The organism is Rhizobium ecuadorense, assembly GCF_001187535.1.
In the GTDB taxonomy this organism is placed as follows: domain Bacteria; phylum Pseudomonadota; class Alphaproteobacteria; order Rhizobiales; family Rhizobiaceae; genus Rhizobium; species Rhizobium ecuadorense.
In genome coordinates this window covers 113,476-138,126 of the sequence record NZ_LFIO01000207.1, presented here as the reverse complement: position 1 = coordinate 138,126, position 24,651 = coordinate 113,476, and the positions used below count along the sequence as shown (strand labels likewise).

24 protein-coding genes and 1 tRNA gene are annotated in these 24,651 nt (G+C 61.1%); 13 read left to right on the top strand and 12 right to left on the bottom strand.

The features are described from left to right. Positions 1–54: 54 nt before the first annotated feature. Positions 55–1,335 carry a 4-aminobutyrate--2-oxoglutarate transaminase gene (locus tag AF337_RS05405; protein ID WP_049731311.1) on the bottom strand — a complete coding sequence of 427 codons (1,281 nt, stop codon included), beginning with the start codon at positions 1,333–1,335 and terminating at the stop codon, positions 55–57. Positions 1,336–1,502: 167 nt separating this feature from the next. On the opposite strand from AF337_RS05405, the gene AF337_RS05400 reads away from it, so the two are divergent. The 3 genes from AF337_RS05400 (at position 1,503) to AF337_RS05390 (ending at position 4,849) form a co-directional block, all read left to right on the top strand. Then, the gene (locus AF337_RS05400; RefSeq protein ID WP_049731310.1) at positions 1,503–2,312 is read left to right on the top strand and encodes a MerR family transcriptional regulator; all 810 of its coding nucleotides are present in this window, start codon (positions 1,503–1,505) and stop codon (positions 2,310–2,312) included. A 104-nt stretch (positions 2,313–2,416) separates the two neighbouring features. Then, positions 2,417–3,043, top strand: coding sequence for a ribonuclease D (locus tag AF337_RS05395; RefSeq protein WP_049731309.1), 627 nt, complete (start codon positions 2,417–2,419; stop codon positions 3,041–3,043). A gap of 231 nt (positions 3,044–3,274) precedes the next feature. Further along, entirely contained in the window at positions 3,275–4,849 is a 1,575-nt protein-coding gene (locus tag AF337_RS05390; protein WP_049731308.1) for a hypothetical protein, read from the top strand. Positions 4,850–4,924: 75 nt separating this feature from the next. Here AF337_RS05390 and rpsA read toward each other — a convergent pair whose 3' ends face one another. Together rpsA and cmk are read right to left on the bottom strand one after the other, a co-directional pair. Beyond that, the gene (rpsA, locus tag AF337_RS05385; RefSeq protein ID WP_003571265.1) at positions 4,925–6,628 is read right to left on the bottom strand and encodes a 30S ribosomal protein S1; all 1,704 of its coding nucleotides are present in this window, start codon (positions 6,626–6,628) and stop codon (positions 4,925–4,927) included. 177 nt (positions 6,629–6,805) lie between these two features. Beyond that, positions 6,806–7,453 carry a (d)CMP kinase gene (cmk, locus tag AF337_RS05380; protein WP_049731307.1) on the bottom strand — a complete coding sequence of 216 codons (648 nt, stop codon included), beginning with the start codon at positions 7,451–7,453 and terminating at the stop codon, positions 6,806–6,808. A 327-nt stretch (positions 7,454–7,780) separates the two neighbouring features. Here cmk and AF337_RS05375 point away from each other — a divergent pair, with 327 nt between their 5' ends. The 3 genes from AF337_RS05375 (at position 7,781) to AF337_RS05365 (ending at position 8,785) form a co-directional block, all read left to right on the top strand. Then, positions 7,781–8,164, top strand: a complete 384-nt coding sequence (locus AF337_RS05375; RefSeq protein ID WP_003583384.1) for a TIGR02300 family protein — start codon at positions 7,781–7,783, stop codon at positions 8,162–8,164. A gap of 150 nt (positions 8,165–8,314) precedes the next feature. Next, positions 8,315–8,390, top strand: a tRNA-Ala gene (locus tag AF337_RS05370). 101 nt (positions 8,391–8,491) lie between these two features. Continuing rightward, positions 8,492–8,785, top strand: coding sequence for a GIY-YIG nuclease family protein (locus AF337_RS05365; RefSeq protein ID WP_049731306.1), 294 nt, complete (start codon positions 8,492–8,494; stop codon positions 8,783–8,785). A gap of 99 nt (positions 8,786–8,884) precedes the next feature. Here AF337_RS05365 and AF337_RS05360 read toward each other — a convergent pair whose 3' ends face one another. Next, on the bottom strand, positions 8,885–10,666 hold the full coding sequence (locus tag AF337_RS05360; RefSeq protein ID WP_049731305.1) for a hypothetical protein: 1,782 nt from the start codon (positions 10,664–10,666) through the stop codon (positions 8,885–8,887). A gap of 245 nt (positions 10,667–10,911) precedes the next feature. Here AF337_RS05360 and AF337_RS05355 point away from each other — a divergent pair, with 245 nt between their 5' ends. Then, positions 10,912–11,379 carry a hypothetical protein gene (locus tag AF337_RS05355; protein WP_049731304.1) on the top strand — a complete coding sequence of 156 codons (468 nt, stop codon included), beginning with the start codon at positions 10,912–10,914 and terminating at the stop codon, positions 11,377–11,379. Positions 11,380–11,508: 129 nt separating this feature from the next. After that, a complete protein-coding gene (locus tag AF337_RS05350) occupies positions 11,509–12,018 on the top strand; it encodes a CYTH domain-containing protein (RefSeq protein WP_049731357.1) in 510 nt (169 codons plus the stop codon). Between the two features lie 26 nt (positions 12,019–12,044). Here AF337_RS05350 and AF337_RS05345 read toward each other — a convergent pair whose 3' ends face one another. The 3 genes from AF337_RS05345 to AF337_RS05335 are packed head-to-tail and all read right to left on the bottom strand — an operon-like array spanning position 12,045 to position 14,770. Next, positions 12,045–12,983: a DUF2950 family protein gene (locus AF337_RS05345; RefSeq protein WP_049731303.1), complete on the bottom strand. Its 939-nt coding sequence runs from the start codon at positions 12,981–12,983 to the stop codon at positions 12,045–12,047. Between the two features lie 29 nt (positions 12,984–13,012). Beyond that, positions 13,013–14,401, bottom strand: coding sequence for a DUF3300 domain-containing protein (locus AF337_RS05340; RefSeq protein ID WP_049731302.1), 1,389 nt, complete (start codon positions 14,399–14,401; stop codon positions 13,013–13,015). Between the two features lie 54 nt (positions 14,402–14,455). Continuing rightward, positions 14,456–14,770, bottom strand: a complete 315-nt coding sequence (locus tag AF337_RS05335; RefSeq protein ID WP_049731301.1) for a hypothetical protein — start codon at positions 14,768–14,770, stop codon at positions 14,456–14,458. Positions 14,771–15,041: 271 nt separating this feature from the next. On the opposite strand from AF337_RS05335, the gene AF337_RS05330 reads away from it, so the two are divergent. The 5 genes from AF337_RS05330 to AF337_RS05310 are packed head-to-tail and all read left to right on the top strand — an operon-like array spanning position 15,042 to position 20,334. After that, positions 15,042–15,383 (top strand): DUF3302 domain-containing protein, encoded by a 342-nt coding sequence (locus AF337_RS05330; protein ID WP_049731300.1) that lies wholly within the window; start codon positions 15,042–15,044, stop codon positions 15,381–15,383. After that, the gene (locus tag AF337_RS05325) at positions 15,383–16,540 is read left to right on the top strand and encodes an HlyD family secretion protein (protein WP_049731299.1); all 1,158 of its coding nucleotides are present in this window, start codon (positions 15,383–15,385) and stop codon (positions 16,538–16,540) included. The genes AF337_RS05330 and AF337_RS05325 overlap by 1 nt, the downstream gene beginning before the upstream one ends. Before the next feature lie 51 nt (positions 16,541–16,591). After that, positions 16,592–18,292, top strand: a complete 1,701-nt coding sequence (locus AF337_RS05320) for a SulP family inorganic anion transporter (protein ID WP_244471186.1) — start codon at positions 16,592–16,594, stop codon at positions 18,290–18,292. A gap of 19 nt (positions 18,293–18,311) precedes the next feature. Next, complete coding sequence (gene ppk2 / locus AF337_RS05315; RefSeq protein WP_049731297.1) at positions 18,312–19,157, top strand: polyphosphate kinase 2; 846 nt, start codon at positions 18,312–18,314, stop codon at positions 19,155–19,157. 22 nt (positions 19,158–19,179) lie between these two features. Continuing rightward, positions 19,180–20,334, top strand: coding sequence for an AI-2E family transporter (locus AF337_RS05310; RefSeq protein WP_049731296.1), 1,155 nt, complete (start codon positions 19,180–19,182; stop codon positions 20,332–20,334). Between the two features lie 64 nt (positions 20,335–20,398). Here AF337_RS05310 and AF337_RS05305 read toward each other — a convergent pair whose 3' ends face one another. From AF337_RS05305 to potE, 5 genes are all read right to left on the bottom strand, one after another. Beyond that, entirely contained in the window at positions 20,399–20,635 is a 237-nt protein-coding gene (locus tag AF337_RS05305; RefSeq protein WP_049731295.1) for a hypothetical protein, read from the bottom strand. 131 nt (positions 20,636–20,766) lie between these two features. After that, positions 20,767–21,078: a potassium channel family protein gene (locus AF337_RS05300; protein ID WP_193393574.1), complete on the bottom strand. Its 312-nt coding sequence runs from the start codon at positions 21,076–21,078 to the stop codon at positions 20,767–20,769. A 53-nt stretch (positions 21,079–21,131) separates the two neighbouring features. Next, the gene (cax, locus tag AF337_RS05295; RefSeq protein WP_049731293.1) at positions 21,132–22,226 is read right to left on the bottom strand and encodes a calcium/proton exchanger; all 1,095 of its coding nucleotides are present in this window, start codon (positions 22,224–22,226) and stop codon (positions 21,132–21,134) included. Positions 22,227–22,338: 112 nt separating this feature from the next. Then, the gene (locus AF337_RS05290; protein WP_082336750.1) at positions 22,339–23,262 is read right to left on the bottom strand and encodes an amino acid ABC transporter substrate-binding protein; all 924 of its coding nucleotides are present in this window, start codon (positions 23,260–23,262) and stop codon (positions 22,339–22,341) included. A 17-nt stretch (positions 23,263–23,279) separates the two neighbouring features. Beyond that, positions 23,280–24,638: a putrescine-ornithine antiporter gene (gene potE / locus AF337_RS05285; protein ID WP_049731292.1), complete on the bottom strand. Its 1,359-nt coding sequence runs from the start codon at positions 24,636–24,638 to the stop codon at positions 23,280–23,282. Positions 24,639–24,651: the final 13 nt, after the last annotated feature.

Genomic DNA, 24,651 nt, shown 5'->3' with positions numbered 1-24,651 from the left:
ATGTCTCCTTGGGAGCGGCTGCCGGTCGCCGGCAGCCATTGAAATCCGGTTCGGTTACTTGGCCGCGCTCGCTTCCAGCATCGAAGCCTCGAGGATGTCGAGCGCCTCGCCGAGAACCTCGTCCTGGATGGTGATCGGCGCGAGGAAGCGGATGACGTTGCCGTGGACGCCGCAGGTCAGCAGGATCAGGCCCTTGTCGAGCGCGATCAGACGCACCCGGTTGGCGAATTCGGCACTCGGCAATCCGGTCGTCCGGTCGTTGAATTCGACCGCATTCATGAAGCCCGGCCCGCGGATATCGGCGATCTCGGGTACCGTCTCACGCAGCGATTCCAGCCGCTGTTTCAGCCGGCCGCCGAGCTGGTTGGCGCGATTGCAGAGATCCTCGTCGGCGATAACGTCGAGGACGGCGTGCGCTGCGGCGATGCCGAGCGGGTTGCCGCCATAGGTGCCGCCGAGCCCGCCCGGTCCCGGCGCGTCCATGATCTCGGCGCGGCCGGTGACGGCGGCGAGCGGAAAGCCGCCGGCAAGGCTCTTTGCCATCGTCGTCAGGTCGGCCGCCACCTCGTGATGATCCATCGCGAACATCCGGCCGGTGCGGGCAAAACCGGTCTGCACCTCGTCGGCGATCAACAGGATACCGTGCTGGTCGCAGAGTTCGCGCAGCGCCTTCATGAAGGCGGCCGGCGCCGGGTAGAAGCCGCCTTCGCCCTGCACCGGCTCGATGATGATGGCCGCGACTCGCTGCGGATCGACATCGGCGGCAAAAAGCTTCTTCAGCGCCGCCAGCGACTGATCGACGGTGACGCCATGCAGCTCGACCGGGAAGGGGACATGGAAGACGTCGCCCGGCATGGCGCCGAAGCCGACCTTGTAGGGCACCACCTTGCCGGTCAGCGCCATGCCCATGAAGGTGCGGCCGTGAAAGCCGCCACCGAAGGCGATGACGGCCGAGCGGCCGGTTGCCGCACGCGCGATCTTGACGGCATTTTCCACCGCCTCGGCGCCCGTCGTGACGAAGATCGTCTTCTTCTCGAAGTCACCCGGCAGCAGCGCGTTCAACCGTTCGGCAAGGCTGACATAGTTTTCGTAGGGAACAACCTGGTGGCAGGTATGGGTGAAATGGTCGAGCTGATCCTTGACCGCCGCGATGACTTTGGGGTGACGGTGTCCGGTATTGAGAACGGCGATGCCGGCCGCGAAATCGATATAGCGGCGGCCCTCCTTGTCCCAGATCTCGGCATTCTCCGCACGATCGGCATAGATCTGGGTCGTCATGCCGACGCCGCGGGAAATGGCGGCGTTCTTCCGGTCGGTAAGGCTTGTCGCGGTCATCAATGCGCTCCTGGCTGAAAGGGGATCTGGAATTATCTTGCAGAAATTCTGCAATCACTATCGAAATTCCTACATTTTTCCTGTAAGAAAACAAGAGCCATTTTTTTCTTCAAACATCACGTGTTTTGATGAATGCTCGCACGCGATTGGAATCAGGGATATTTCGGATGAATGATAGCGGGCCTGTACGCTACAAGGTGGCCGAGGCCGCGCGGTTGGCGGGCGTTTCGGCTTCGACGCTGCGGCTCTGGGAAAGTCAGGGTCTGCTCGTTCCCGGCCGTTCGCAAACCGGCCATCGGCAATACAGCGCCGACGATCTGGCGCGCTTGAAGCGCATCTCCTGGTATCGTGTCGAGCGCGGCCTCAATCCCGCGGCCATCCGCGAGGCGCTGGAGGCCGAGGAGCCGTCCGCCGATGGCGCCGAGACAAGCCAGGGAACCGGCCTCGGCCGCAAGCTGCGCAGCCTGCGCCACGCGAGCGGCAAGACGCTGGAGCAGGTGGCCGGCGACATCGGCATCACCGCTTCGACCCTCTCGACCCTGGAGCGCACCTCGCAGGGCGTCGGTTTCAAGACGCTGCATGACCTCGCCGAGTATTACGGCACCACCGTTTCCCGCCTCTCCGGTGAAGAAAGCGGCGAGGTGCCGGTCATGGTGCGTGCCGGGGAATGGCGCACCTGGCCGGAAACGACCCCTGGAGTCGCGGTGCAGTTGCTTGCCGAAGGCCGCAGGATGATGGATTGCCATCGTTTCGTGCTGGCGCCGGGTGCTGCCAGCGAAGGCGCCTATCGTCACGAGGGCGAGGAGTTCATGCACGTTCTGTCCGGCCGGCTCGAACTGGTGCTCGACAGCGATCAGTTCTTCGATCTCGGACCCGGCGATTCACTTTACTTCGAAAGCCGCCGCTACCATTCCTGGCGCAATCGCCACGATGGCGAAACCGTTCTTCTCTGGATCAACACGCCGCCGACATTCTGATCCACCGCCAGAGGAAGCGGTTTCGCATTTTGCGGCTTTGCGCTATAGCGCTAAAACACGATCTCAGGCCGCTTCAGCCTGACATCCTAGGGGAAGACAGTCTCATGGCCGCCACCATACGTTATCACGAAGGCGATATATCAGCGGTCGATGCCGCCCGTTACACCGGCGCGGTCGCCATCGACACCGAAACGCTCGGCCTGGTGCCGCGCCGGGACCGGCTCTGCGTCGTCCAGCTTTCGCCGGGTGACGGCACCGCCGACGTCATCCGCATCGCCGCCGGCCAGAAAGAGGCCCCCAATCTCGTCGCCCTGCTCGAAGATCCGACCCATCAGAAGATCTTCCATTACGGCCGCTTCGATATCGCCGTCCTCTTCCACACGTTCGGCGTCACGACGACCCCGGTGTTCTGCACCAAGATCGCCTCGCGCCTGATCCGCACCTATACGGATCGGCATGGCCTCAAGGACAATCTCAAGGAGATGCTCGACGTCGATATTTCCAAGACGCAGCAATCTTCCGATTGGGCGGCCGAGACGCTGTCTCCGGCCCAGCTCGAATATGCCGCTTCCGATGTGCTTTATCTCCACGCGTTGCGCGACAAGCTCACGGCACGCTTGATCCGCGACGGCCGCTTCGACCATGCGACGGCCTGCTTCGCATTCCTGCCGACCCGCGCCAAGCTCGACCTGCTCGGCTGGGAAGAGGCCGATATTTTCGCCCATAGCTGAGTAAATTGCCTGCGGCACAATTGAAAACAAAGACCGTCGACGGGCCTGTCTGCGGCTGTTAGCGATTCGTTAACGCCTCTTTCCTAAAATTCCCATTAATATTTATGCATTTCGATGACGCCGGTATTGCGTCATGCGGACAGGAGGATCTGCTGGGATGCAAGGGGGCCGGATGAGCGCGGCCCTTTTATAGAGCCTGCTTTCATCGTCACTTTGCGAAAGGAGCATGCCATGTTGACTCCCGTTCGTGCAGCGTCCAATGCAAGCTTTTCGTCCCAAGGCCAGACTGCGGCGATCGTCGCCGGCGGCCTCGGCCGTTCTGTGATTGCGCCAGCGCCGGTCAATCCCGTCGAAGCCGCCGACCTGAATTCCGCCATTGCCGGCAAACTCAGTATCCTGCTCCTTGCCGCACGCGAGCGCATGATCGAAGCCCTCCTCGACGCCATCGATGCGGCCGGCCGCGCGATCTCGCTGGATCGCGGCGAGGACGAAAGCAATCTCGCCTTCGCCTCCCGGCTTGCCGATGCCATCCAGCGGCTGCCGGCTGCCAGGATCGACGAGGTGGAGCGCCAACTTACGGAGCAAGGCCACAGTCTGCCGCTTCGGATGATCGCCGCAGCCCTGAAGAATCCCGCAGGTCCGGAAGCAGCCCGCATCGTCGCATATCTGGAAATTGTCCGCTACAAGGATCGCGATCTCGCCGCCCGTGCCGTCGTGCGCTCCTATGGCCAGAACGACGCTTCGCCGATGCGCGCCGAAGCCCGGCCGGAAATCCAGCTGCACGAGGATCATGCGTCTGCCGCCATGCGCCAGCCGGCAGACAAGCCGTCCGCACCGGCCAGTTCGCTGGTCGAGACCGCGGCTTTGGCAACCGCCGAGGAGGCGGTCATCACTGAGGCCGTGGACGCTGCCGATCCGGAAGCGCCGCGGCCCGAAAACCGGGCTCAATCCGCGTCGGCAGCGGCAAGCGCGGTCGCCCCGGAGGAACCCGAGCCGCAGGAGATCGACGCCGCGCCAACCTTGCCGGCCGAGGCCACAGCGGCCGAGGACGCGCGGGAAATGCCGGAGGCGCCTGCGATCCAGCCTCGCGCCATGTCGGGAAAAGGCGATCCCGTCATTCCGAGAAATTGGACGGGAATTGTCGCTTCGATGACCGAAGAGGTCTCCGAGATGATCGTCACCATCATCCGCGAGCAGGACGTCGAAGCCGTGCTGGAGGATGGTCCCGTCGAAGCGGCCGTGGAGATCGATGCGATCCTCGACGATGCCGTCATCAGCGATGCGGCCGAAACCCTGACCAGGCAGCCGGCGGAACTCGCAGCACCCGATGCGCGCCCGTCCGCAGCGCCACGCCCGTCGCCGGTGGAAACGGAGGTCGTGGCCGCGGCTGCCCGCCAGCCGAAAGAGATCGACGCGCCACCGCCGATGATGCCGATAGCCGAGACGGCCGAGGCTGCCTATATCCCGCTGGCGGCAAGGATGCCGGAGGGACTTGCCTATACGCAGCTGCCTTATCAGTTCGCCAAGGATGTCCCGCCGAACGGGAAGGCGGGTGAAACCAGCCACCAGCATCAGCACCATCACGACGGCGCGCCGCCGGATCAGCAGCAAGACGATCCGCAGCAGGAAGATCAGCAGCAGGCGCAGTCCGGCGGCGGGGATGCCGCGGCCGATGCCGAAGCGGCCAATGCGGCGCCTCAACGCAGGACGCCGAGGATGATCGATGCCGAGCCGACGCCTTATCAGTCAGGCGCGGCCGCCGACCCTGTTTACGCGCTCTATCAGCGCATGGTCGGCTGGGAATAAATGTTCATAACTTGAAAATGAAGAACCCGCCGGATCGCTCCGGCGGGTTCTTCAATTCAAAGGCGGATGCGAGGCTTATTCGCCGCCGCGGTTCTTCAGGGCTGCGCCCAGAATGTCGCCGAGCGAAGCGCCGCTGTCGGACGAACCGAACTGGGCAACGGCTTCCTTCTCTTCCGCAATCTCCAGAGCCTTGATGGACAGCATGATCTTGCGGTCCTTCTTGGAGAAGTTGGTGACGCGGGCGTCGAAGACCTGGCCGACCGAGAAGCGCTCAGGGCGCTGTTCGTCGCGGTCGCGGGCGAGGTCGGCGCGACGGATGAAGGAAGTGATGTCCTCGTGGTTGACGAGCTTCACTTCGACACCGCCGTCGTTGACCGCGATGACTTCGCAGGAAACGACTGCATTCTTGCGCAGGTCGCCCGATGCAGCGGCGTCGCCGACCGCATCCTTGCCGAGCTGCTTGATGCCGAGCGAGATGCGTTCCTTCTCGACATCGACGTCGAGAACGACGGCCTTGACGACGTCACCCTTGTTGAACTCCTCGATGACCTGTTCGCCCGGACGGTTCCAGTCGAGGTCGGAGAGGTGCACCATGCCGTCAACGTCGCCGTCGAGGCCGATGAACAGGCCGAATTCGGTCTTGTTCTTGACTTCGCCTTCGACTTCAGTGCCGGCCGGATGGCTGCGGGCGAATGCTGCCCACGGATTTTCCAGCGTCTGCTTGAGGCCGAGCGAAATACGGCGCTTGGACGGGTCGACTTCGAGAACGACGACTTCGACTTCCTGGCTCGTGGACAGGATCTTGCCGGGGTGAACGTTCTTCTTGGTCCAGGACATTTCCGAGATGTGGATCAGGCCTTCGATGCCCGGCTCCAGCTCGACGAATGCACCGTAGTCGGTGATATTCGTGACGGTACCGGAAATCTTCTTGCCTTCCGGATACTTGGCCTGGATGCCATCCCACGGATCGCTCTCGAGCTGCTTCATGCCGAGCGAGATGCGGTGGGTTTCCTGGTTGATGCGGATGATCTGAACCTTGACCTGCTGGCCGATGTTCAGGATTTCCGACGGATGGTTCACACGGCGCCATGCCATGTCGGTGACGTGCAGCAGGCCGTCGATGCCGCCGAGGTCGACGAACGCACCGTAATCGGTGATGTTCTTGACGACGCCGTCGACAACCTGGCCTTCTTCGAGGTTCTGAACGATTTCAGAACGCTGCTCGGCGCGGGATTCTTCCAGGACCGTACGGCGCGAAACCACGATGTTGCCGCGGCGCTTGTCCATCTTGAGGATTTCGAAGGGCTGCGGGTTGTGCATCAGCGGGGTAACGTCGCGGATCGGGCGGATGTCGACCTGAGAACGCGGCAGGAAGGCGATCGCACCGTCGAGGTCGACCGTGAAGCCACCCTTGACCTGGTTGAAGATGACGCCTTCGACGCGCTCGCCAGCTTCGAACTTGGCTTCGAGCTTGACCCAGCTTTCTTCGCGGCGAGCCTTCTCGCGCGACAGAACAGCTTCGCCAAGCGCGTTTTCGATACGCTCGACGTAGACTTCGACTTCATCGCCAACCTTGAGCTGGCCGTCCTTGGCACGGGCGCCGAATTCCTTGAGCGCGATGCGGCCTTCGACCTTCAGGCCGACGTCAACAACGGCGACATCCTTTTCGATGCCCGTGACGATACCCTTGGTTACATAGCCTTCGGCCAGATCGTTCTTGGCAAAGGACTCTTCGAGAAGGGCCGCGAAATCCTCGCGAGAGGGAGTTGCTACTGACATAAAATCTCCTGCGTGTCCTGGATAGGGAAGCGGACACGTATGCGCCGGTTGGTTTGCGTTGAACGGGCCTGAACCCAGTCCGCCCTCTTTCACGAAGGCAATCCGGCGCTTGGACGGAATTTCAGGCTGCTGTATTAAAAGCGATCCATGCGTCTGAGCATGCAAAATCGCTTGAATTTAGGCATCTCGGCTCAAGACCGCATCGATGATCGATTGAGCGGCTTGAAACGCGGCCTCTATACTCATTTCCGACGTATCAAGCAAGTGCGCATCATCAGCTGGTTTCAAAGGGCTGTCGGCCCGTCCCATGTCGCGTTCGTCGCGCCGCTTGACGTCCTCGAAAATCGCATCGAAATCGGCCGTCGCCCCCTTGCCGAGGATCTCGTCGTAACGGCGTCTTGCCCGCACCTCCGGCGTCGCCGTCACATAGAGCTTCACCGGCGCATCCGGGCAGACGACCGTGCCGATATCGCGCCCGTCGAGCACGGTTCCCGGCGCCTTCGTCGCAAATCGCCGCTGCGCCTCGACCAGCGCCCGGCGCACCGCCGGCATGACGGCTATTTTCGACGCGGCTTCGCCGATCTCATGTTTGGAAAGTATATCGCGATCCAATCCGGCAAGTTCAACCTCCCGCGCGATCTTTTCGGCCACCGCCTCGTCATCGAGCGGCAGGCCGGCGTCGAGCAGCGCCTTGGCCGTGGCGCGATAGGTCAGGCCGGTATCGAGATGATGGAAGCCGTATTGCTCGGCGATGCGGCGCGAGAGAGTGCCCTTGCCGGCCGCCGCCGGGCCATCGATGGCGATGGTGAAAGTCCTGGTGCTCATCTTGTCAATCCTGGGGCAACCGGCTCAAAGGCCGCGGCGCGGCGCCATGCACGCGTAATCCTTTGTAAAGGCGCAGCATTTTCTTCGCAAGGCCGCCCCTTCCGGCGACGATCTTCGCTCAGCTCCGCAGCTGCCGCGGCTCGCTACCATAAACCCGCCGGCCGGTCATCCGTCGGCGCCGGAAATACCTTGCGCTCCGATCATAAAGTTTGGCTTTGACATGGGAAGCCACAGCGATTAAGGGGACCGGCTTATAAATTCCGATGGAACGCCGGCTTGAACGGCATTTGCCGAATCTCGGATTCGGCCATTCTCACGAGGCTTATAGTGGCGAAAGCGGAACTTGGAACCAAGCGTACCGATCCGGAAACCGGCAAGAAGTTTTATGATCTGAACCGGGATCCGATCGTTTCTCCTTATACCGGCAAATCCTACCCCCTGTCCTTCTTCGAAGAAACCTCGGCGATCGCTGACGTTGCCGAAGAAGACGAGGTTGCGGAAGTCGATACCGAAAACACCGAAGTCGAACTGGTTTCGCTCGAGGATGCCGATGACGCCGCCTCCGGCGACGACATCCCGGATATGGGCGACGACGATGTCGAAATCGAAGGCGATGACGACGACGACACCTTCCTCACACCGGACGAAGACGATGACGACGACGACATGAGCGACATCATCGGCGTGACCGGCGACGAAGACGAAGTCTGACGGCTGCATTTCGGCCCGGCGAGGAAAAAATTCTCCGGGCCGGATTTTTTAGGCTTGCTATCTCCGAAAACCGGAAGTAATAAGCCGCCACTCCGCAGGGCACGCCCTGCGAAGCATCCCAGGACCGGCCCTCAGCCGGACCACCTTGATGGGGCTATAGCTCAGCTGGGAGAGCGCTTGCATGGCATGCAAGAGGTCAGCGGTTCGATCCCGCTTAGCTCCACCACGCTTCGCCCTTACGGGCTTCGCATGGCGCAGCCGCGAGAAACCGTTAGGCCGAAGCAGTGCCCGGCATAGCCCGAAGGGCGACGACGGGCTGAAACGCTGATGTGGTACGTTTATATTCTCCGCAGCGTCGATTTTCCCGATCAGGAATACACCGGCTCTACCGCAGATCTGAAACAGCGTCTGTCGGCGCACAATGCCGGAAAATCCACCCATACCGCCAAATTCGCACCATGGAATTTGCTCTGGTATTGCGCCTTTCCTGACAAGCACAAGGCGCTTGAATTTGAAACATACCTGAAATCGCATTCCGGCAGGGCTTTTGCCAGCAAGAGACTGGTCCAGCCTAATCTGGCGTCAAATCGACTCGCCGACCGGAAGACCGATTCCGAATAAACGCGGGTGCAGGCGAAAGCCGTGCCTCTCGCAGAGGCGTCAATAACGGGCATAAATTAGAGACCATCGATTTGGCGCTGGCATTCCGCTCCCACGACCTCAATCTCTCGGCGATTGCACCGACAGCCCCGCAGCCTCTATTCCCGCAAAGAACCGTTGCTGATCCTCGGTTCGCGCCAGCCGGCTGACGACTTCGCGTCGGATGTTCGGGATCAGTGCAGGTGATTCGCGCCTGATCCAGTCGAGCTGTTCGTCGGCCTCCTGCTTTTTTCCAAGCGCGCCGAGAATGGAGAGCAATACGAGGCGATGCATCGGGTTGTAATTGAGATCAGACATGCGCGACCAGAGTTCGGCAGCCTGCGTATCGCCGCGCATGAAGGCGCAGAGGGCCATTCCGACTTCGTAATATCCGCGTGGGCCGGCATTTTTGCCGACGGCCTCCGAAATCAGCGTGCAGCCTCTATCCCATTCCCCCGACATCGACAGGCGCAGGCCGTATTCACCCGCCACTTCGGTATCGTTCGGATTGCTGGCATAGGCGGCGGCGCCGGCGCTGAGAGCGGCAGCCGGATCATGACCGAAAAAGTTGGCCAGCATCAGTGCCTGAAGGGCGCGGGCATTCTTCGAGTCGAGCTGCACGGCATGCTCGGCAAGTTCTTTGGCGATGCCGAGCGTGGCGGCCGTCGATTGCGTGTGAAGCTGGTATGAAAAGCGGAACTCGTCGAGATATATCAACGAAAGAAGGGCCGCGACATTGGAATCGGCCGGGGTTTTTTCCACGGCCTGTTGCAGGCAGGATTTCGCCGCTTCGTGAGCTTGCACCGTCATTTCGTTGCGGTAGCTGTAATAGGAGAGAACGCAGGAAAAAGCGTCCGGATTGCCGGCAATGGCCGCAGTATCGGTTTGGAACATGACGCCGAACGGCCGCGCGACCGCCGCGGCGATATCCCCGGCAAGGATCGTTTGCGTTTTCGGGATGCCTTGCATCTTCAAGTCGGCATCGTAGTCGCTTGCCCAGATGACAGCAGCATCGGCCCGTCGCACGAGTCTGGCTGTCGAGCGCAAGTTGCTGCCCTCAAGCCGCACACTTCCCTGCAGGGCATAGAGCGGCCCTGGCGAAGCTTCGCCGGTTTTCCGCGGCATGGCGGTGACGACGACGATGTCGTTGAAGCGGACCAGCTTCTCGATGATATCGTCGGTCATGCCGCGGGAGATATCGGAGGCAAGGCTCCCGTCGGGCGCGCTTTCAAAACGCTCGACGATAATGGTGGGGCGATTGTCGGTTCCCGCTACCGTCTCGCGCTCCGCATTCGACGATCCCAACTGCTGAAGGAGCGCTGCTGCCGCGGCCAGGATGAGCACGGCGCCCGCTGCAAGCAGCCAATATAGGGGCCGCGATAGACCCCGGTCCGGTTGCTCCCGGCTGATCGTATCCGCAGCCGTATCGATCTGCCCGCTATCATCGCCCGACCGGCCAGGCCGATGGGGGTGCTCGGGTGACACCAAGTTCGCGGGTCCAGCGCTCTCGATGACATCGAAGACCGGCGCGTAGCCGCCCTTCGGGATGGTGATGATGATCCGGTCGGCGCCGCCGGCGGTCAGGTAATAATGTTCGAGTTCCCGTCTCAGCCGGCCGGCTTCGATACGAACGCAGGGGTCCTGCTGGGCATCGAAGTTCGCGTCCCGGCCAAAAACGGCCTGCGCGATGGTAAAGGCCTTCAGATAGTCGCGACGGCCCGCAAGCGTTTCCGTGACGACGAATTCAAGGAACTTCCTCGTCCGTTCGGGAAGGCGGAACTCCCGGCTGGAAAGAATTCGCTCGAGTTGCTGCTGCACCTCCTCCTGCGAGGCGGCGACCCTGTTTATGCCTGCACTCGTCATCGGTTCCCCCAGACTGCGATTGCGAACAATCTGCAGCACGCCCCGCCAGCCGTAACGGCAATGCTGCCCAGCTGAATACCCCACCCAACGCCAAAAGAATCCGATGACTGGCCAAATAATGGACGTAGTCACGATTTGCGAAAGGCCGGCGTAGGATACCGTATTCTACCGGCCCGGTCATGTATTTTACTGCCTTAGTCTCCAAGCTCGCCCTATCATCGCCGGGTATTCTGGAGGAGGCTGCGATGACATCACCTGAGACCTCTACTTCCCATCCGATGACGAGTGCAGAGGAACTGCGCAAACGTGCTCTGGAGCTTCAGCTTGTCGAGATGGAGCGCAGCGAAAAGATCAAGGCGCGTGAAGCAAAGAAACACGCGGAATTCGTCGAGGATTTTTTCCGCAAACAGCTCGGCGAAGCCGAGCGCGCCACCATCAAGCGGCTGGTGATGAAAGCGGCCGCCGATGGCAAATACGAGGCGCTGATCTACAGCTTTCCATCGACCTTCTGCTCCGACAGCGGTCGGGCCATCAACAATAACCTGTCGGGATGGCAGAAGACACTGCAGGGAAAGGCGAAGGAACTTCTCGAACTTTTCGAAGAGGTTGCCAAGCCGCAGGGCTATGGGCTGAAGGCCATGATCATCAACTTCCCGGACGGCATGCCCGGAGACGTCGGCTTCTTCCTCACCTGGGAGCCGCCTGTCGAGTGACCGGCAGGAAAAGCGAGAGCAGTTCCAGCAAAAGCGCCTAGCCCTTTTGCTTCGGGAATTATGTGAGAACAAGGAGTGGAGCATTTCCGGGATTCGGAGAAAACCGGAAATCCTTCGGGAGAAATCAACGTGAAAGCGACCGAGATCGAGCGCAAATTCCTCGTGCGTAGCGATAGCTGGCGCGCGCGGGCCAGCATTTCACATGTCCTGCAGCAGGGGTATCTGTCTCGCGGCGAGAACCCGGTGCGTGTCCGTCTGATTGACGGTCGTTCCGCCTGCCTGACAATCAAATTCCATACGATGGGGCTTGCGAAAGACGAATATGAGTATGAGATTCCCGTCGAAGAGGCGCGAGACCTGCTTCTCCATGCGACTGGCCACGTTATTGAAAAGACCCGCTACCGGGTCCTTCACGAGGGCCGAAACTGGGAGGTGGACGTCTTTGCCGGCGCCTATGAGGGATTGACGCTCGCCGAGATCGAAATAGCGAGCGAAGAAGATCTGCCGGCGCTGCCGCAATGGCTCGGGCGGGAAGTCACGGGCAACAAACGCTATTCCAATCGCGCCATGGCCGCTGCCTCGTACAAGCCCCCCCTGATTGCGTCGGGGCGGACAGGGGCAGCGGCGTCGCACCTCTGAAACGGGGCGCGGGACGCTGCCCGAACCTAATCGCTGACAACGGTCCAGTTGGCATCCGGATTGAATTCCTTGATTGCGGCGGCGCGCTGTTCCGTCTGCGGTCCGAGATCGCGTTGGTAGATGGCGCTCCTCCCGTTGACGATAAATGTCTGCACGCCGGTCACCCGATAGTTGACCGGCCAGGCGATGAGTGCGAAGCCGCCGGTCATATATCCATTGATGACGTAGCTTTGTTTGCCGCCGAGCACATTGTCGCCCTGGGCGGTCAGGATGCGATAGCGGTATCCGAAATAACCTTCGCCGCGTTTGGCGGCGCCGAAGGCGGCCGTCTCCACAAGCGCGCTTGCCGGGCTTTCTTCCGGATAGACCTTCGGGTCCCAGTAGAGACCGTCCAGCTTGCCTGGACTGCTGATCAGTTTCTTGGCGAATTCGTAAATACCGTCACCGTCGCGATCGTCGGATGCATATTGATACTGCGCCGCCACATATTCGTGCATCGTGTCGATCGTCGCCAGTTCGTTCTCGCCGATGCGCCGGTTGACGATCTCCTCAAAGCCGCGTTGTGTGTCGAAGGACCATTTCCCATCCTTGTCCTCGGTGAGCGGGAACGGCAGAGGCCAGAGCCGATCGCCGATCGCAACGATCTTCGCACCATCGGCGTCTTTCAGGATCATCTGTCGCTCGGCGCCCTCCCGGATCAATCCATAGGCGATCATCGCCTCGTTGCTGGCGCGCAGTCTGTCCGCGTTCAGGCCGAGCAGATCGGCAAGATCGCCGATATTATTGGAGCCGAGCACCGATTTCAGCCGATCGAGGGCAAGATCCGGGCTGTCGAATTTCGGTGAAGCCTTTGCCGCCTTGTATTCGGTGAGATCCGTCTGGCCCTGCGAAATCGCCGGTGTCGCCGGTATCGCGCAAAGCGCTGTCGCAAGCATGAGCGGGATTACGATCGCTTGACGTCTCATGATGTAGCTCCATGGGCTTGGAAGGGGTCTCATCGCCGTCCTCCTCCTCTGCCGCCACCACCGCCACCGCGGCCGCCGCCGCCGCGCGACGGCATCGGGCGCGAGTGCTGAACGGGACGGGCTGCCGGGCGGTGAGCGCCCATGCTTTGTGCACCTCGTTTCGAGGCGACGGCCTGCTGGCGGCCGGACTGGACATTGCCGAGTGCGCTCGACTGGCGTCCGCGATTGTCGGGCCTCGCAGCCATCTGCGGTTTGCTGGGTTTCTTGACGGATTTCTGCGCGGGTTTCGCCGAAGGGCGATTGGCCGATTGTTTGGGACGGTTCTCCGGCCGGGACGCAGTCTGACGATCACCGGCCGCCGGCCTGTTTGCCTGCGGTTTGGCCTTCAGCCCTTGCGCCGTGCTTTTCCGGATATCGTCCGCGCGCGCCGCCGTGCCGCGATTGCCCGGCCCCTGGCTTGCCTGCCTGTCCGCGGCCTTGTTGCGCAGTTGATTGCGATTGTCGGCCTGTAGCCCCGACTGGATCGCCGACCGGTCCAGCTTGCCAAGCTGATCCTTGCCGATGCTCAGCTTGCTGCGGTCGACATTCGCCCAGTCGACGTCATTCAACTTCATTTTGCCGTTGAAGTTGCGATTGTTCAGGCAATTGTTGCAATCGATGTCGATATCGCCGTCCCAGCGGCCGCCCCATACCCCCCAGTCGTCCCAGTTGACGATGGCGGCCCAGGCAAGCCCGGTGACGGCGCCGGCGAAGAAGGCGGCGCCGGGATAATAATAGCTGTCGTAGTAGTCGGGATAATAGGAGATCGGTTCCGTCGCATAGCCCGGCTCATAGAGCATTTCCGGCGGATATTGCGGGATATAGATCTTCTCGGGATCGGTCGGCCGGATGATGATGTTGTCGTTTTCGGTGACAACCGTCACCTTGTCGTCCGTCTTGATGATGTTCTTTGCCACCGCCTCGTCGCGAAGCTGCTGAATGGCGATCAGCACGTCCTTCTGCTGATTGGCGAGCGCATCGGCGAGCGATTGGGTCCAGTCGAGATCCTCGCTCATCATCTTGACGATGTCAGGGTAGTTGAGCAGCGAAACGACGCTGCCGTCCCAGTCGCTTTTGGGCTTGAGGTCGGTATTCTTCTTTTTCGCTTCCAGAAAACGCTGTGCTTCGATGATCTGCAGCGGAAAGAGCGAGGCGGCCGAAATCGCCGCGACCAGTTCGTCCGGATAGAGCGCGATCCGCGCGACCAGCACTTCAAGCTCGTCTTCGGAGAGGAGGGCAGCGGCCGGCTGTTCGGCGCCCGCCGGAGCAGGCGCGGCAGCGGGCGCGGGAGCCTGTGCTCGCACGGGGAGGGCCGGCTGCAGCACAATGATCGCCAGAGCCGACAATCCACCAAGCAGTTTGCGGGAAATTGCTTTCATCGCATGCACCTCCCTTGAATCGGTTGCCTTGAATCGGTTGACGGACGGACGCGTTTACGGAGATTTCGGACCGGTGACGGTTGAACGCCTGAGCACCACAATTTTCGATTGCGATATCGCCTCTCGCATCTCTTTCAATAGGGCATCGACCAGACCTGCATATTCCAGCCGCCGCAGCTCCTTGATCGCCTCAGGCAGCTGTTCGGCACGCGCCAAAGCCTCCGCCGCGGCAGCCAGATCCTCGCACATGCTGTGAAAGGCTTCATTGACGTAGAAAAGCCGCTGCACCAGCCTCGCCTGGTCGGGAAAATAAGTCTCTGCCGTTTCAAGGGCGGACCGGTATGTCGAACCACTTTCTCCCGACGCCATCGCCGCCCCCGCCGCCGAACTGCGCTCAGCAGATGGGAGAAATTATATATCAGGCGAACGAGTTGGAGACGTAAAATACGCGATCTTACAATGCGACTCGCTGCTCTTGCATGACTGCCTGCCGCACAGCCGATCTGATCCGTTGAATGATCTGCGAACGCCTCGATAGAGATTACGCGATGCTACGGGCCTTTGCGCCGAAACGGGCCTACTATTCCAGCTTCGCTTGCGATCAGCGGCTCGGGCTAGACCCAAGCCGGAAGGGGGATCCGTGTTTCTCGACTATTTTGCGTTGGGCGTCTTGGTCTTCGTCGTGGTCACGCTTTTCTATGCCGTGATTGCCATTCACGACATTCCCCACCTGATGGCCAAGGCACGAAACCACCCCCATCAGGACGCTATACATGTTGCCGGATGGGTCAGCCTCTTCACGCTCCACGTGATCTGGCCGTTTCTGTTCATTTGGGCAACGCTTTACCGCGAAGACAGGGGCTGGGGCATCCGGCAAGACGGGAAGTTATCGGCGGAAGCTGAGGCGAACGCGGAAATCGCTCGCCTCCATGCACGAATCGCCGAGCTCGAGACAAGGACGCCGGAGAAGGAGAACGCCTGATGGATCTGCTCCTTATACTCACCTACGCCGCGATCTGCTGGGCAGTCTTTAAAATATTCAGGATCCCGGTGAACCAGTGGACGCTCGCAACCGCTGTCCTTGGAGGGATCTTCCTCATTTCAACCCTGCTGCTCCTGATGAGCTATAACCATCCCTATTCGAGCGACGGTCGCATCTATTTCACCTCGGCACCGGTCATCCCGGTCGTCGGAGGCCAGGTCGTCGAGGTCCCGGTGACAGCGAATGCGCCTTTGAAGAAGGGCGATATCCTCTTTCGCATTGATCCGCGGCCTTACCAGTTTACCGTCGATCAGAAAAAAGCCGCGCTCGCAGAAGCCGAGCAGTCCGTCCTGCAATTGAAAGCGGCCATGGATGCCGCCAATTCAGCTGTCACGGGCGCCGAGGCCTCGCGGGACAGGTCGCAGCAGGCCTTTGAGAAATTCCAGCAGTCGAACGAGAATGCAAAGTCGAGCGGCAAGGGTGCTGTCTTTTCCGAACTCGAGGTCGAAAACCGGCGCGGCATCTACCTGACGTCAGAGGCTACGGTCGACACGGCCCGCGCCCAGGCGCTGCAGGCAAAGCTTGCCTTTGAGTCTGAGATCAACGGAACCAACCCGACGGTTGCAAGGCTGCAGGCGGAATTGCACAATGCCGAGTACGAACTCGACCAGACGGTCGTGCGGGCGCCGACCGACGGCTACGTGACCCAGGTCTTCCTCCGTCCCGGAATGATGGCCAATCCTCTGCCGCTACGGCCGGTCATGGTCTTCATCGACAGCCAAGACCGCATGCTGGCGGCGGCCTTCATCCAGAACTCGCTGCAGCGCGTCCGCGTCGGCGATGAGGCGGAGGTTTCCTTCAAAGCCGTGCCCGGCAAGATATTCAAGGCGCGGGTGGGAGAGGTCATCGATGTGATGGCCCAGGGCCAGTTGCAGCCGAGCGGCGCGCTGATCGACCCGCAATCACCCGAGCGCCTCTCGCCTGGACAAACGCTGGCTCGGATCGAGCTGCTCGAAAGCACCAAGGACTATCAACTGCCGGGCGGCGTGGTCGCGGACGTCGCGGTCTACACCCATCATTGGCACCACGTCGCCGTTCTGCGCAAGGTGCTGCTGCGCATGAGCAGCTGGATGAATTACGTGTTTCTTGAACACTGATGCATATCAGCGGCAAAGAATAAGGAGCCCGCGGTGATAGGAAGTCTTCCGATGTTGCGGGGCTTGGCCGGCTTCAACAGAGACTGGCTCCGCAGTGACATTCCGGCCGGGCTGTCGATCGCCGCAGTCGGCCTGCCGAGCGCCATCGCCTATCCCGCCATCGCCGGCCTGCCGCCGGAGACCGGCATCTATGCCAGCATCGTCGCGCCGATCGCCTATGCGATCTTCGGTCCTTCCCGGCTTTTGGTCGTCGGGCCGGATGCTGCGACCATGACCGTGCTGGCGGCCGCCATGGGCGCCATTATCGCCGCCGAACCGACGACGGCAGCTGTCGACCGGGTCGCCATCGCCTCGGCCCTTGCGCTTGGCGTCGGCGTCTTCTGCATCGCGGCGAAATTGCTGAGGCTCGGCGTTCTCGCAAGTTTTCTCTCCCGCCCCATTCTGGTGGGCTTCTTCGCGGGCGTTTCGCTCTCGATCCTTGTCGGACAGATCGGCCGCTTCACAGGAGTGAAGATCCAGTCGGATGGACTGATCCCGCCGCTTGTCGAAATGCTCGCCAAGAGCAGTCTGATCCACTGGCCTTCCCTCGTCCTCGGCCTCGTCATGTTCGCCTTGTTATGGATCGTGCGGGCCTTCCGGTTCAGAGTTCCGGGTCCCGTTCTGGTGGTCGTCCTCTCGGTCGTGCTTTCGGCGATCTTCGATTTCCAGGGCCGCGGCATCGCAGTTGTCGGCGATATCCCTGGCGGACTGCCGAGCCTGTCCCTGCCTGCATTACATCAGATGCCTCTCGACAAGATCGTGCTCGGTTCGGCGGCGATCTTTCTGGTCAGCTTCGGCGCCGGCATCGTCGCGGCAAGAAGCTTTGGGTCACGAACCGGCGAGGAGGTCGACGCCAATCAGGAATTGATCGGACTTGGCGCCGCCAATATCGCGCCCGGTCTGTTCGGCTCGTTTCCGGTCAGCGTCTCGGATTCGCGAACCGCGATAAACCTGTCGACGGGCGGTGTCTCCCAGGTGGCGGGACTGGTATCGGCCGCGACCCTGATTGCCGCGCTTGTCTTCCTTCATAGCGCGTTGCGGATCCTTCCCATTCCCGCGCTCGCCGCAATTCTTGCAACGGCGGCGATCAGCCTCATCGATATTCACGAATTGAAAAAGATCTGGCGCATCAGCCGCATGGAATTCATTTTTGCGCTGATCGCCATGTGGGGCGCAATCAGCTTCGGTGTTCTCAACGGCGTCATCGTCGCCGTTGCGGCAACGCTCGTCTATCTCCTGCGTCAGACGATGTTTCCCCGCGATGGCCTGCTTGGCCGTATCGAAGGACGGCACGGCTTTTTCGATCTCGCCCGTTTTCCGGAAGCTCGCCCCGTCGCGGGCGCCGCCGTCTTCGCCATCCAGGGCAGCATTCTGTTTTACAATGCCGATTATATCAGGATGCGGCTGGCCTCGGTCGCCAAGGGACTTCCGGCCGAAACCCGATGCCTGGTGCTCGATGCCAGTGCCGTCACGCATATCGACAGCACCGGCGCAGCCGCGCTCGACGCCGTGGCCGAACTGCTGGCAAAGCGCAATATCGTCTTTGCCATGGCCGACCTCAGTGAAGAAAGCCGCGGCATCCTCGACCGCGCCGGCGTCATCAAAGCGATCGGCGTCGAAAATCTTTTCAATGGTCGAGAGGAAGCGCTCAGAGCGCTGATCGGAAGTGTCGGCGAGACCGGCGCTGCTATGCCGGCAGGCAAACCATCTTAGCCGAAAGGGAGGGAGAGAAATGGACGAGAACTACGAGCCCGCACAGACGGATGGAGCGGCAGACCGTGTCGCAAAGGGCAATAAGAAAAAAAAGAAATCATGGGATTACGACAAGGAAATCGGGCGGCTGCAGGTGGAATTGGCCCATTTGCAAGCCTGGATCAAGAAGGCCGGCGCGAGGGTGGTCATCATCTTCGAGGGACGGGACGCCGCCGGCAAAGGCGGCATGATCAAGCGCATAACGGAAAAGGTCAGCCCGCGGGTCTTCCGTGTCGTGGCGCTGCCGGCGCCGACCGACCGCGAAAAATCCCAGATCTACATGCAGCGCTATATCGCTCATCTGCCGGCGGCCGGCGAAATCGTCATCTTCGACCGCAGCTGGTACAACCGCGCCGGCGTCGATCGCGTCATGGGATTCTGCAGCGAAAAGAAAGCGCAGCGCTTTCTTGAGCTGGCGCCCCGCTTCGAGGCCGCGATCGTCGAAAGCGGCGTCATTCTGCTCAAATATTTCCTGACGGTCAGCGAGGAAGAACAGGAACGTCGTTTCAGACGCCGGATCGACGACCCGGTGCGACAGTGGAAGCTCAGCCCCATGGATGTCGAATCCTATCAGCGCTGGTGGGACTACACGCGGGTCTATGACGAGATGCTGCGCATGACCGACAGCAACCATGCGCCGTGGTGGGTCGTGCCCTCGGATGACAAGAAACGCGGCCGGGTCAACTGCATCTCGCACATCCTGCAATCCATCCCCTATGAGCGGGTGAAGTTCGATGCGCCCGATCTCGGAAAACGCCAGAAACGGCCGTCGGATTTCGTGGAGGACCGCAGCATCCGCCATGTCGTGCCGGACACGGCGTCATAAACGCGGCGGACGGGATGCAACGATGGAGAATGCAGGCGATACGGCGGCACAGGGAGCCGGGCCAGGGCAGATTTCGATAGAGGCGAGAATAAGCGATCTCGTCCGCTTGGGTATTATCGGGCTTTTCGCCTATTGGACTCTGGTCCTCATTGCTCCCTTTGCGCTGATCGTCATCTGGTCCGCCATTCTGGCGGTCGCGCTTTTCCCGATATTCGAGGCACTTTCCAGATTGATCGGCAACAGGCCCGTCATCGCAGCCGTCGTCATCGTCGTCTTTTCTCTCGTCCTGATCATTGCGCCGCTCGCCCTTGTCGCGGTCAATTTTGCCGACGCCGCGCAGGCGCTGATCGGCACGTTGCGGGAGGGGAATTTTACCCTGCCCGCCGCGCCGGCCGCCATCCGGGAGTGGCCTGTCGTCGGTGAGCGGATCCACGGCGCCTGGAATCAGATCGCAAGCGATCTGGCCGCCACCATCATCAAGTTTCAGGCGCCCATTCGTGAGGTTGCGGCCGTTATTGTCGCGAAACTTGCCTCGATCGGCGTCGGTGTCTTGAGTTTTGTCGTTTCGATCGTGCTTTCGGGCATATTTCTCACCCGGTCGGCACCCCTGGCTGCAGCCGTACAGATACTGGCAAGCCGGATCGCCGGTGAAAAAGGTGTCGGCTTCGCCCGGCTGGCGGGCACCACGGTGCGAAACGTATCGCGCGGCGTCATAGGCGTCGCCTTTCTGCAGGCGCTGTTATGCGGATTGTGTTTTGCCCTTTTTGACATTCCGGCCGGCGGGCCTTTGACTTTTATTGTGTTTGTCCTCTGCCTGATGCAGCTCGGGCCGGCACTTGTCCTCTTGCCTGTCATTCTCTGGGCGTGGTTCTCCTGGCCCACGTCGATTGCATTGGTTTTCACCGTCGTCGCGATCCCCATCATGATCATCGACAACATACTGAAACCGATCTTGATGGCGCGCGGCCTCTCCACGCCAATGCTGGTGATCCTGATCGGCGTGATCGGCGGCACCCTGTCGCAAGGCCTGCTGGGCCTGTTTCTGGGGCCGGTCGTTCTCAGCGTCTTCTACGAGTTGCTGAGAGCCTGGGCGTGGCCTTCGGTCTCGAACGCAGCGGAAAATAACCGCCCCGCGAGTTTCGAGCCTCAACCGGAACGTATCGAACAGACGCAATGACGGTTCTGTCGAGGCGAGCGAGATCCCTCCTTGGAGCGGTCGCAGCCGGCGCCGCCGGGAGGGCTCACCGGTTCCTGCAGTAGACGACAACCTCCTGTTCGATTTCACGGCAGAGCTGTTCATATTCACTGATCAGCCCATCCTCCCTCGGGCTCTTGTTTCGGAACCGCTCCAGCGCATCGACAGCAAGATCATAGGATTCGAACATCTCCGCGAGTGCCTCACTGGTCATACTCGCCAGCAGATGCCGGATATCGGGAAGTCGCAACATCAGTTTTCTGCGGCCGCGTTCTTGGCTCATGGGTCAGCTCCGCATTCAAGGCACTCCTGCAATGGATACGAAGTCGCCAGGCTACCGGATCGTTCCCGGAGATCACGAATAAATTTTTGGATTGGAGACTGAAGGCACACGAAGTCCGCAACGTAACGGGCCTAGCCGCCGCCGTCTCGGTCCGTTGCGTTCAGCGCTTTTACCGTGATGGCCGCAATGACGCCGGTCAGCACAATCCCGGCAAAACCGATGAGCAAAGCCAGTATTCGTGCCGAAACATGTTTGGGCGTGAAGTCGCCGTAGCCGATGGTAAGGCCCGTCACGAAGGTGAAATAAAGCGCTTCATCGATCCGCCAATCCTCGATGCGCCAGATTGCCAGGCCGGATACCACCATGATCGACACGATGCCGGAAAGGATCGGCCAGATGACACGGAGCTGCTTTGCGAGTGCGATGAAGAACAGCCGTCGCATTTTTTGAGTTTGCGGCTCGCCGCCGGATGGCTCCTGTTTTCCAACGCGGGATGTCATCGCACTGCCGGAGGCAAGACGTACAGCGTTATGGCGAAGATCATATAGACCATCAGCACCAGGACGCCGACGAACCATGCCGATCGCCCGCTGTTGGTGACGAACATCGCAGTCACCGTCGCAAGAAACATCATCGTCACAGCACCCGGCCAGAATTGCAGATCCATCGGCGACGGGCCGATGACATAACTCATCAAGACGAGAACGGGCGCGACGAACAAGGCGATCTGCGACGCGCTCCCGAGTGCGATGCCGACGCTGAGATCGAGCCGGTTCTTGCGCGCCCCGGAAAATGCCGAGGCCATTTCGGCGGCGGCGCCGACCAGTGCGACGACGATGAAGCCGACAAAGGCCGGGGTCATTCCAAAGGCGACGGCCGCTTCCTGCACGGATTCGACGAAAATCTCGCTCACCAAGGCCACGAGGATGGTGACGCCGGCAAGCGTGCCGAGGGCGAGGTTAAGCGGCCACGGCGCCTCACCGGCCTCGGCATGTTCGGCTGAAGAGAAAAATTCCCGATGTGTCCCAAGCGTGAACAACAGCCCCAGCCCATATCCGATGATCAGCAGAACGGCCAAGCTGAGGCTGAGCTTTTGGGTGACCGGTGCGACCGATGTCGCATCCAATCCGCCAAGCGTCGACGGCATCAGAAGTGCGATTGTGGCCAGGAAAAGCAGGCCGGCTTGGATACGGGCGCTCGCCCGGTTGAATTCCTGTGTGTGGTATTTGAGGCCGCCCAGCAGAAAGGAAGCGCCGAGCATGAACAGCGTGTTAGTGACGATCGCGCCGGCGATGGATGCCTTGACCAGCGTATATTCGCCGGCTTGCAGTGCAGCCAGCGCGATCACCAGTTCGGTCAGATTTCCAAGGGTTGCGTTCAGCAGCCCGCCTGCGGCATCACCGGTCTTGGCGGCAACGGATTCGGTCGCATGGCTGAGCAGCCCGGCCAGCGGCACAATGGCCAAGACCGACAGGACGAAAAGCGCCGTATGGGCTTCGGGAAAAAGCACCGCAGCTGAAAACACCACCGGCACGGCGGCCAGCAGCCATAATATCGGGCTGTCGCGAATCTCTTTGAAAAGGAGGCTCAAGCTTCGCTCCTGTGATTATCCTCGCCCGTTGCCGCAATGTCAGCGGGCCTGATCTGCTGCTGGCCGGCGCCGATGATCCCTGCCTTGCCCATTTTCCCGAAAGCGCGTCGCGTCACTCCGGAAGCGCCGTCTGCCGGAAGAAGGTCACGACTGCATCGTCAGGCGGGCCAAACCACGTTGTGAAGAAGACCCGGAAATCTTGCGCAGCGTAGGCTTGGCTCAATGCGCGATCGACGGCCAGACGAAAATCCTCGTCCCCGCGCACCAGTTCAAGACCGAGCGGTTCGTAGGTGAAATGACGCTCGAGGACGATGAGATTGCCGGAGCTGTCGCTGCGGGCGGCGGCATCCATCAGAACCGGCATATCGCCGAAGAGCACCGCCGAGCTGCCGTCCAGAACACGCTCGATTCCCTGTTGATAGTTCGTCACGGGCGTCGCCGTCGCCGCGAGCTGGAAGCTCTTGATCTTGTCGGACAGCCAGCCTTCGCTTGTCGTGCCCGAGATCGACGAGAACGTTTTGTGTTCGAGGATCGTGCGGGCCGGCGCGCCGCGCCAGACGGGCCGGCTCGATGGTTCGCCATATTGCAGAACCTCACGCAATGCCAAGGGGGCGCTCGCACTGAGCAGCGCCCCCGTGCCGCTCGGGAAGATCGGCAGCGAGAACGAGACCTGCTGCCGGCGCTCGAGCGTGACCGGCTCCGCTGCGCAGACAAGGTCCGCCGTGCCATCCTGTATGGCACGCAGTTTGGCGTCACCCGAAAGGGGAACCCACTCCACATCGAGCTTCGGCAGGTTCAGCTGGGCTCTCAGGCTATCGGCGATCCTGTTGCAGAGCGCCACCGCATAGCCGTCGGGCTTGCCTTGGGCATCGAACGAAAACGGCCTTGCGTCCGGATCGTAGCCGAATTTTAGCGCGCTGCTCGTCCGGACGCGGTCGAGCGTCTGCGCCTGCGCGGGCAGCGCGGCGGCGCAGACGGCCGCTGCGGCAAGGACAGAGGCGGCGATTGCCGCCCAGCGACCATTTCTCTCTGACATATCTGGTCCTCCCTGTATTACTCGGCCGGCGCCCGGTTCACGCCGTTGGCGAAACGTGGGGCGATGAGCCCGTAAATGATGAAACCGATCCCTGTGACGATCATGCCGCCGAGCACCGCATCCTTGCCGGAGGCGTAGATGGCGAAAACGCTGTAGGCCATGCCGACCAAGGCGATAGTGGCGTTCAGCCGGTATTTCGCCTGGGGCACGCGGGCAGCCTTCATCATGACGAACAGGGAAGAGAGCGCGATGATATAGGGCAACACGTTCGTCACCACGGCGAGATTGACGAGAGCGGAAAACTGCTCGCTCAAGGTCGGCGATATGGTCATCAGGGCAAGCCCAGTCTGCACGATGCCGAGGATGATCATGCCGCTGACCGGTGCTCCCATCTCGTTGACCCGGGAAAATATCGACGGAAACATCTTCTCCTCAGCTGCAGTCTTTGCCGTCTGGGCGATGGTGAACTGCCAGCCCAGCAACGACCCGAGGCAGGCCAGCACCGCCAGCGCCATGACGATCGAACCGATCGCCGGATTGAACATCGTGGCATAGGCCAAGGCGAAAGGCCCTGTGGAGGTGGCGAGATCGGCATTCGGCACGATGCCCTGAATGACCGTCGTCGACAGGATGTAGATGACGGCCGCTCCGAGCGTGCCGAACATGCAGGCAAGCGGCACGTCACGCTTGGGGTTTTCGACGGCATCCGAATTCTGTGCCGCTGACTCCATGCCGAGGAAAGCCCAAAGCGTCAGCGAAATGCTCGATCCCATGCCCTGCGCGAGCGTTAGTCCTTTCGGATTCCAGGCATCGCCGAAAGTGCTTGAGCTGAACCAGAGCCAGCCGATGATCGACAGCAGGCCGACAGGAAGGATGACGCCCCAGACCGTAACCGAACCGATGCGCCCGGTAATGCGCGGACCGCCGAAATTGGCGGCCGTGGTCAGCCAGAGCAGAATGATCAGCGCTATGCAGGTCATGATGGGCGTGGATGTCAGCACCGGGAAAAATCCGGCGAGGTAGCCGACGGCGGAGATGCCGATGGCGACATTGCCGACGGCAAGCGACAGGAAATACAGGAAGAATACCATGAAGTAGCCGTCCTTGCCGTAGGCATCCTCCGCATAGGCGGACATGCCGCCGGGGCGCTGATTGAACAGCCCGGCCTGGGCGAAGCCATAGGCGATCGCCATCGAACCGATGGCCGTCACAAGCCATGACAGCAGCGAGATCGCCCCGACCTGGGCCATATTGGCGGGCAACATGATGATACCAGACCCCATCATGTTGACGGCGACGATGAAGGTGAGCTGCACCAGGTTCATCTTTTTCTTGGCCGTGGCCTCGGCCGCGAGATGCATCGTGTTATCGGTCATGACGAACCCTCCC